The following is an 8661-nucleotide window of genomic DNA, read 5'->3' on the forward strand; positions in this document are numbered from 1 at the left end:
ACTGGATACATATTTCAGAGAATTTCTTATTTGGTGTACTATACATAGCTGCACTTCTGCACTGGGAAATACACTGTTGATGGCTGCAGGAAAGCTTTTTAGCCCATCTACACATGCAATCAGAATATCTTCTACTCCTCTTTCTTTGAGGTTATTTAGCACTTCCAACCAAAAGTTAGCTCCTTCACTTTCAGCCAAATAAAAGCCCAGGACTTCTTTTCTGCCATTTTGGTCTATGCCCAATATATTGTACATACATTTACTTACGCAATGTCCATCCTCCTTGACCTTAAAGAACATCCCATCCATAAATACTATCGGGTATACTGATTGCAGTGGACGACTACGCCATTCATTGATTATAGGCAGTAATTTGTCGGTAATACTTGATATCTCTGCTACCGATATTTTGTGATCATAAATTTCCTCAACGTGTGACGCTATATCTCTATAGCTCATACCACTGGCAAATGTGCTCAAAATCTTCGTTTCAAGCTCTGGATGTAAGCTTGTTTGCCTTTTTTTGACTATTTGCGGCTCAAAACTTCCTTCTCTATCTCTTGGCGTTAACAGCTCAAATGAACCTGCACTTGTACGTAAAGTCTTTCCATTCCTCCCATTTCTGCGATTATTTTCTTCACTTTCAGCTAATAAATGGTTTTCTATTTCACCTTCTAGACTCGCCTCCAGCAGCTTTTTTATAAATGGTGTTAATGCTCCCTCCTTTCCTGTCAACGGTCTTCCTTCTCGTATAGACGACAGGATATTTGTTTCCAACTCTTTATAATCTACCAATCCGTTAGTTCTGTTTACTACTTTTTGACTCATTGTCAAACCTCCATTTTTAAATTGATATAAGTTCAAAAAAGTGTGTCAAACCGAAAAAAAGTAATATTCCCTAAAATAACTCATGTGTAAAATATTTTTCAAATATCCTTTCAACTTCATAATTAACAAGATTTTCTATTATCCTTGAAGCCTCAGGTTCAAGTGGTAGTTTAACCTCCTGTATCGGTAGTGCTGTTCTTCCTACACGTTTAAAAATACCACGATAGCCTCTTGGCATCGTTGCCATAAATGCGTCATTAGATGCTGTTCTTATTTTTGCTTGTTTTATATTTATATCATATAGATACGCTCTAATTAAAACTTTCAAAGCGCTTTTCCTTGCCTTGATAATTCTTAGTCTTTTTCTAATTACTTTTAGCCTAATTTGTTTTTCTTCACTGATTTCTCGGATAGCCTGAGATTTTAACCATAATGCCGTTTTGTTCAGCGCTCTTACTGCTGCCAGTTCTACTTTAGCTTTATTGGTATCAATATTTTGAATAACCTTATCACTAATTTCAATACTAAACATCTTTCTCTCCAAGTACTGTACATTTTATATTCCATACTATTCCTGAGTTATCTCGAAGTGGTGGAGAATATACTTTATATTTACGACCATCAATAACAAAAATATCTCCTACCACTGGCCTCAGTACATCAAAAACGCTTACCTCAAGAAAAAGCATCTCTCCCACAAATTGTCCTTCACCAATCTCGTATAATTTATCTGGCTGTTGCTTTAGTACTTGTACCATATATGACTTATCCTTTGACTCATATAAAGCTAGCTTTCCTAAATGGGCAAAACAATCTTTCAATAATCTCTTAATATTCTCTTGCATTTCTCCATTTGATGCATTAAGGTTTATAAGTATGCTAAGAAGGGACATACTGGTAGAATAGTTTCATACTTTATAGTTGTTCTACCAGTGTTGTTATGCTGCAACGACTTTGACTAATACCCCAGGTCTATGGCACATTGGCAGAGGATTTGACTGAGTATGTAAATCGGTCCCTCTATCAAACCTCCTTGGCTCTTGTTTTGCATAGAGTGGCTGTCCAAGAGTATTTACTGTCTCATTAAAATCTGCTGGTGCAAAATATGTTGTAAATGTGCTTGCTGTTCCTACTGGAAAACAGTGCCCCGTATCTCTTTCTATAAATCTTCTCACGGTTCTTTCAGGGTCAGTTGCTTGCCCTCTATATTCCTCAAACGTTATACCACAGAACGTAAATCCTGATCTCATATCGTTCCTTAGCGCTGCTCCTTCTTGCCATCTTTCATATGCTTCTTTTACTTTAGCATGAGAAGTTAGTGCATCAAAAAACTCAGGGCTTACCAAGGCATGAACTCCCGTCATATATTCACCACTTAAGTTGTCTTCAATATGCCTCAATACTTCCAGACACTTACGTTTTACATCTGTTGTTGCTGTTCCCAGTGCAAAATTTACTACTTTTGGCGTGATTTCAAATTCATTATACAGATTTAATAATTCTGACCCATCAGCATCAAGAATAATTCCCTTGAGTGCTCCCATTCGCAAATGCTCTAATGTTATTGCGTGTTTGTTTCTCATTAGCTGCAAATGATCTGTTATTACATCTGCCAGCGCTTTCAGTTCACTCTCTGATCCAAATGCCCTTATTCCTTGTACTTCTTCTGGCAGCACTACATCATCATGAGGAATATGCGGAATCGTAAACGTTCTTACTTTTCTTTTGCCACGTTTTCCTACTGTTGCTGGTGCTCCGGGTAATTGTGTTGGCAATAGGCTTAAAACTCCATTATGTTCTTCTATGGTGATATGTCTAAATCTTACTGACCTACTTAGAAATAAATTTAAATTTTCAACCCGTCCATAATTTATCGGCAATATATTCATCGCATTTGTTAGTGCCGTCATGCTAAATGCTGTATTTGTAAATGGATTTTGTTTGGTAGAAGTCATAGTTTTAAATCCTCCTGATTAAGTTTTATCGCTATGACTCCCCCACCAGAACCGTGTTCCCGCACACGGCTCCACAATGTAGTATTCACAGCATTTCCTATTTTATATATAACGAGTAGCATATTCTTGGTTTTGGTAATGGATTAACTTGTAGATAGTGTGTAAATTGCTTTGAATTCATACTCTTCTTCTGACTACGTCGGTTTATCCATTTATACGCTAGCTTGATTACCCGCCAGAAGAATTTATTTATCCAACGGTAATTTCCGCTAACTCCGAAGTAATTATAGTGTCCTGTCAGTTTTGCTTTAAGTACTGACCACCAGTCTCTAAGGTGAACCTTATTTCGGATCTTTTTCACCCATTGCTTGGTTTCTTTAAGTTTTCTAGATAGACTTTCTTTTGAGGTTTTATGACCTATCATTACTCTACCTTTACGACTTCTTGTACCATAATGGGTGAATCCTAGAAAGTTGAAACTTTCCGTTTTTCGTTTCTCCCTTGTTGCCACTCCTTTTTGCCAAACTTTACTATTCTTGTTTTGTCTTCAGATATTTCCAGTCCAAATTTTCCTAGCCTTTGTTTCAGTGACTCTAAAAGTTCTTTAGCATCTTCTTCTTTTTCGCAGCAAAACAGGTGATCATCTGCATACCTAACTAGCTCCATATAACCTTTAGATCTTGGCTGGAATTTCTTTTCAAACCACAAATCCAACACATAATGCAAGTATATATTAGCTAGTATAGGACTTATTATTCCACCCTGAGGTGTGCCTAGTTCAGTTGCTTCATAATGTCCTGCTTCGACTACTCCTGCCTTAAGGAATCTCTTTACCAACCACAATAAGTTTGGGTCTGTTATCCGTTCTCTCAAGCATCTCATTAGCCATTTGTGCTGGACATTATCAAAGAATTTCTTGATATCAACTTCTACTACATAGTTAGTTGGTCTGTACATAACTGCTTTATTTAGTGCATTTACCGCTTGATGACAGCTTCTACCAGGACGAAAACCATATGAGTTATCCAGAAAGTTAGCTTCATAAATATTTTCTAATATCTTCTTCAGCATTATCTGGACTAACTTATCTTCTGTTGATGGTACCCCAAGTCCGCGTTTTTCTTTGCTTACAGCTTTTGGTATATATACTCTTTTCACTGGTTGCGGTTGATATTGCTTTCTCTTCATACTATCCACCAGAGTGCTAAGCTTCTCTTCAAGATTTTCTCCATAAGCTTCTACTGTCACCTGGTCTATACCACATGCCTTTTTAGCTCTTTATAACATTCAGCAAGATTCTCTGCGTTTATCAGATGAATTAACGATGTAAATTTCAATCGTTTATCTTGCCTGGCTCTTACTGTTATCTGATTTAGTTTTCTTTGCACGTTATTCCAACCTCCGTTGTATTGGCATAGCAATCCCTAAACCAGTCACTATATTGCTCCCTTGTATGTGGCTTTCCCACACTCTGAGTACTATCAGTCAGTCCGACTTCCTTTGCATCTTCCGTTAGTCCTCGCCTTTGTTGACTTGTTCCAACGTACCTTAATAGGAATACAAAGGATCTCTCCCAAGTTTACGTAAACTCCATCTCAACACGTGATACGGCCTCAGATCCCGATAGAGTGAGTGATAACTTGCCTTATCGTTACCCTTCTTGCTGTCTTCCACTATATGCAACGTGTCGACCTCTATGACATCGAGAATTTCGGGACTCAATACCTTCACTTTCGTTGTACCCTGTGTTGTCCGTTCCACTAGCTTTACTACGCTCGTTACCTTACGCAGCATAGTGGTTTGTTCCAAGCTGCTGGCTAGGCTTTGCCTGGATTGGATTTTCACCAACTGGACTTTACGCACTTTGCTTGGCGCACTCATCTTTTCCCCCCTTATAGTTAGAAATCTCGTTTTAGGTATGTTTTAAGGTGAGAAAACTCTTTGCGTAATTTGTTGATTGTGTCGTAGAGAGTTGATTTTGGTATACCAGTCCTTCTGGAAATTTCACAAATGCTGTGATCTTCTGCTAATAGTTTACATATTTTTCTTAACTCTCTAGGTAACTTTGCAATTGCTTCATTTACGTCAATGCGTACTGCGGAGCTATATTCAAGACTTTCATCGCTCTCTTCGTATAAAGCTTCATCAACAAAATTAATGGTACGTTTTTTACATAGTTCTTTTTCTTTTAAATTGAGAGCGCGGCATTTAACGTACTGTTTTATAAAATGCCCTTCAAGTTCATTAAGGCCAGGCAAGCAATCAAGTAAAAGATCTTGCTCAACATCTTCAATGTCTTTATAAGCAAAAGCTTTTCCTCTCTTCAGAAGTTTAGCATAGTGTCGTATGTGTTTAACAACTTTTGGGTTAATACCAGTATAGGAATTTTTAGAATGTTTGGTAGAAGTCATAGTTTTAAATCCTCCTGATTAAGTTTTATCGCTATGACTCCCCCACCAGAACCGTGCTTGCAGCTTTCCCGCACACGGCTCCACAATGTAGTATTCACAGCATTTCCTATTTTGTATATAATGAGTAGCATATTCTTGGTTTTGGTAATGGATTAACTTGTAGATAGTGTATAAATTGCTTTGAATTCATACTCTTCTTCTGACTACGTCGGTTTATCCATTTATACGCTAGCTTGATTACCCGCCAGAAGAATTTATTTATCCAACGGTAATTTCCGCTAACTCCGAAGTAGTTATAGTGCCCTGTTAGTTTTGCTTTAAGTACTGGCCACCAGTCTCTAAGGTGAACCTTGTTTCGGATCTTTTTCATCCATTCTTTGGTTTCTTTAAGTTTTCTAGATAGACTTACTTTCGAGGTTTTATGACCTATCATTACTCTACCTTTACGACTTCTTGTACCATAATGGATGAATCCTAGAAAGTTGAAACTTTCCGTTTTTCGTTTCTCCCTTATTCCTTGCTGCCACTCCTTTTTGCCAAACTTTACTATTCTTGTTTTGTCTTCAGATATTTCCAGTCCAAATTTTCCTAGCCTTTGTTTTAGTGACTTTAAGAGTTCTTTAGCATCTTCTTCTCTTTCACAGCAAAACAGGTGATCATCTGCATACCTAACTAGTTCCATATAACCTTTAGATCTTGGCTTGAATTTCTTTTCAAACCACAAATCCAGCACATAATGCAAGTATATGTTAGCTAGTATAGGACTTATTATTCCCCCCTGAGGTGTGCCTAGTTCAGTTGCTTCGTAATGTCCTGACTCAACTATTCCTGCCTTAAGAAATCGCTTGATCAACCACAATAAGTTTGGGTCTGTTATCCGTTCTCTCAAGCATCTCATTAGCCATTTGTGCTGGACATTATCAAAGAATTTCTTGATATCAACTTCTACTACATAGTTAGTTGGTCTGTACATAACTGCTTTATTTAGTGCATTTACCGCTTGATGACAGCTTCTACCAGGACGAAAACCATATGAGTTATCCAGAAAGTTAGCTTCATAAATATTTTCTAATATCTTCTTCAGCATTATCTGGACTAACTTATCTTCTGTTGATGGTACCCCAAGTCCGCGTTTTTCTTTGCTTACAGCTTTTGGTATATATACTCTTTTCACTGGTTGCGGTTGATATTGCTTTCTCTTCATACTATCCACCAGAGTGCTAAGCTTCTCTTCAAGATTTTCTCCATAAGCTTCTACTGTCACCTGGTCTATACCACATGCCTTTTTAGCTCTTTATAACATTCAGCAAGATTCTCTGCGTTTATCAGATGAATTAACGATGTAAATTTCAATCGTTTATCTTGCCTGGCTCTTACTGTTATCTGATTTAGTTTTCTTTGCACGTTATTCCAACCTCCGTTGTATTGGCATAGCAATCCCTAAACCAGTCACTATATTGCTCCCTTGTATGTGGCTTTCCCACACTCTGAGTACTATCAGTCAGTCCGACTTCCTTTGCATCTTCCGTTAGTCCTCGCCTTTGTTGACTTGTTCCAACGTACCTTAATAGGAATACAAAGGATCTCTCCCAAGTTTACGTAAACTCCATCTCAACACGTGATACGGCCTCAGATCCCGATAGAGTGAGTGATAACTTGCCTTATTGTTACCCTTCTTGCTGTCTTCCACTATATGCAACGTGTCGACCTCTATGACATCGAGAATTTCGGGACTCAATACCTTCACTTTCGTTGTACCCTGTGTTGTCCATTCCACTAGCTTTACTACGCTCGTTACCTTACGTAGCATAATGGTTCGTTTTAGGCTGTTGGCTAGACTTTGCCTAAGTCGGATTTTCACCAACTGGACTTTACGCACTTTGCTTGGCGCACGCATATTAAACCTTACGACAATTCAGACATAGGTTTCTCTCGTAATCATATCTAACTCTGTTTGCAGGAATTTGCCATAAGGTTTAGCATTACCCGCTTCTATCTCATGCTTGCACCTTAGAGGTTGCCAATCTCTAAAATGTGAGATACACATTATCCCCGATATCTAGGGAAGATGGAATTTAACCATCACAAAATCACGACTTTCGGATCGCACTTAATTAAGGTTTATTCTCGGGAATGTTCAAAAAAGTGTGTCAAGCCGCATTTTTAGTTCAACTCAATTTTCAACCTATCTGGAAAGAAAATATCAAGTTGAGACATAGTTAAAGCCCAATTAGGGAGAGCCATAATCCACTTTTGCTCTACCTTTTTTATAGCACAATATACCTGTTTGTACAAGGCATTTGTACTAGTAAATGAACCCTTAGTTTTAGTAAATTTCCTGATTTGTCTATGCAACCCCTCAATTGGATTAGTGGTGTAAATCAGCTTCCTAACTGGCCCAGAATACTTAAAATAACTGGATAAGTTTTCCCAATTGTTCTGCCAGGATTTTATAACTAAAGGATACTTTTCTCCCCATTTTCCTTCCAGCTCAAGCAGATAATTCTCAGCAATTTCTTTACTTGAAGCACGATATATTTTTTTCAGATCATTCATGAAAACTTTCACATCTTTACTGGATACATATTTCAGAGAATTTCTTATTTGGTGTACTATACATAGCTGCACTTCTGCACTGGGAAATACACTGTTGATGGCTGCAGGAAAGCTTTTTAGCCCATCTACACATGCAATCAGAATATCTTCTACTCCTCTTTCTTTGAGGTTATTTAGCACTTCCAACCAAAAGTTAGCTCCTTCACTTTCAGCCAAATAAAAGCCCAGGACTTCTTTTCTGCCATTTTGGTCTATGCCCAATATATTGTACATACATTTACTTACGCAATGTCCATCCTCCTTGACCTTAAAGAACATCCCATCCATAAATACTATCGGGTATACTGATTGCAGTGGACGACTACGCCATTCATTGATTATAGGCAGTAATTTGTCGGTAATACTTGATATCTCTGCTACCGATATTTTGTGATCATAAATTTCCTCAACGTGTGACGCTATATCTCTATAGCTCATACCACTGGCAAATGTGCTCAAAATCTTCGTTTCAAGCTCTGGATGTAAGCTTGTTTGCCTTTTTTTGACTATTTGCGGCTCAAAACTTCCTTCTCTATCTCTTGGCGTTAACAGCTCAAATGAACCTGCACTTGTACGTAAAGTCTTTCCATTCCTCCCATTTCTGCGATTATTTTCTTCACTTTCAGCTAATAAATGGTTTTCTATTTCACCTTCTAGACTCGCCTCCAGCAGCTTTTTTATAAATGGTGTTAATGCTCCCTCCTTTCCTGTCAACGGTCTTCCTTCTCGTATAGACGACAGGATATTTGTTTCCAACTCTTTATAATCTACCAATCCGTTAGTTCTGTTTACTACTTTTTGACTCATTGTCAAACCTCCATTTTTAAATTGATATAAGTTCAAAAAAGTGTGTCAAACCGAAAAAAAGTAAT

General features: G+C 37.8%; 10 protein-coding genes. All 10 read right to left on the reverse strand.

The annotated features are described in order from the left end of the window. The coding region (locus tag Wcon_RS08615) for an IS256 family transposase (RefSeq protein ID WP_114516781.1) at window positions 1-828 on the reverse strand (828 nt) is incomplete at its 3' end. A gap of 70 nt (window positions 829-898) precedes the next feature. Continuing rightward, window positions 899-1360 (reverse strand): phage tail protein, encoded by a 462-nt coding sequence (locus Wcon_RS08620; protein ID WP_114517871.1) that lies wholly within the window; start codon window positions 1358-1360, stop codon window positions 899-901. Further along, window positions 1353-1673 carry a head-tail joining protein gene (locus Wcon_RS08625; RefSeq protein WP_114517876.1) on the reverse strand — a complete coding sequence of 107 codons (321 nt, stop codon included), beginning with the start codon at window positions 1671-1673 and terminating at the stop codon, window positions 1353-1355. The genes Wcon_RS08620 and Wcon_RS08625 overlap by 8 nt, the downstream gene beginning before the upstream one ends. A 93-nt stretch (window positions 1674-1766) precedes the next feature. Beyond that, complete coding sequence (locus Wcon_RS08630; RefSeq protein ID WP_114517872.1) at window positions 1767-2783, reverse strand: major capsid protein; 1017 nt, start codon at window positions 2781-2783, stop codon at window positions 1767-1769. 465 nt (window positions 2784-3248) lie between these two features. Beyond that, entirely contained in the window at window positions 3249-4031 is a 783-nt protein-coding gene (gene ltrA / locus Wcon_RS12200; protein WP_237350124.1) for a group II intron reverse transcriptase/maturase, read from the reverse strand. Window positions 4032-4036: 5 nt separating this feature from the next. Next, entirely contained in the window at window positions 4037-4171 is a 135-nt protein-coding gene (locus tag Wcon_RS12600; protein ID WP_255565478.1) for a hypothetical protein, read from the reverse strand. Window positions 4172-4681: 510 nt separating this feature from the next. Further along, window positions 4682-5194 carry a sigma-70 RNA polymerase sigma factor region 4 domain-containing protein gene (locus Wcon_RS08645; protein WP_114517874.1) on the reverse strand — a complete coding sequence of 171 codons (513 nt, stop codon included), beginning with the start codon at window positions 5192-5194 and terminating at the stop codon, window positions 4682-4684. Window positions 5195-5300: 106 nt separating this feature from the next. Continuing rightward, window positions 5301-6458 (reverse strand): group II intron reverse transcriptase/maturase, encoded by a 1158-nt coding sequence (ltrA, locus tag Wcon_RS08650; protein ID WP_237350125.1) that lies wholly within the window; start codon window positions 6456-6458, stop codon window positions 5301-5303. Window positions 6459-6463: 5 nt separating this feature from the next. After that, on the reverse strand, window positions 6464-6598 hold the full coding sequence (locus Wcon_RS12605) for a hypothetical protein (RefSeq protein ID WP_255565478.1): 135 nt from the start codon (window positions 6596-6598) through the stop codon (window positions 6464-6466). Window positions 6599-7357: 759 nt separating this feature from the next. Further along, window positions 7358-8596, reverse strand: a complete 1239-nt coding sequence (locus Wcon_RS08660) for an IS256 family transposase (RefSeq protein ID WP_114516979.1) — start codon at window positions 8594-8596, stop codon at window positions 7358-7360. Between the last annotated feature and the right edge of the window lie 65 nt (window positions 8597-8661).

It is taken from the genome of Wolbachia endosymbiont of Cylisticus convexus, from assembly GCF_003344345.1.

Bases quoted from the DNA above. Each gene is read 5' to 3' on its own strand.
- Wcon_RS08620 (WP_114517871.1), bottom strand. From the start codon at position 1,360: ATGTTTAGTATTGAAATTAGTGATAAGGTTATTCAAAATATTGATACC.
- Wcon_RS08625 (WP_114517876.1), bottom strand. From the start codon at position 1,673: ATGCAAGAGAATATTAAGAGATTATTGAAAGATTGTTTTGCCCATTTA.
- Wcon_RS08630 (WP_114517872.1), bottom strand. From the start codon at position 2,783: ATGACTTCTACCAAACAAAATCCATTTACAAATACAGCATTTAGCATG.
- Wcon_RS08645 (WP_114517874.1), bottom strand. From the start codon at position 5,194: ATGACTTCTACCAAACATTCTAAAAATTCCTATACTGGTATTAACCCA.
- Wcon_RS08660 (WP_114516979.1), bottom strand. From the start codon at position 8,596: ATGAGTCAAAAAGTAGTAAACAGAACTAACGGATTGGTAGATTATAAA.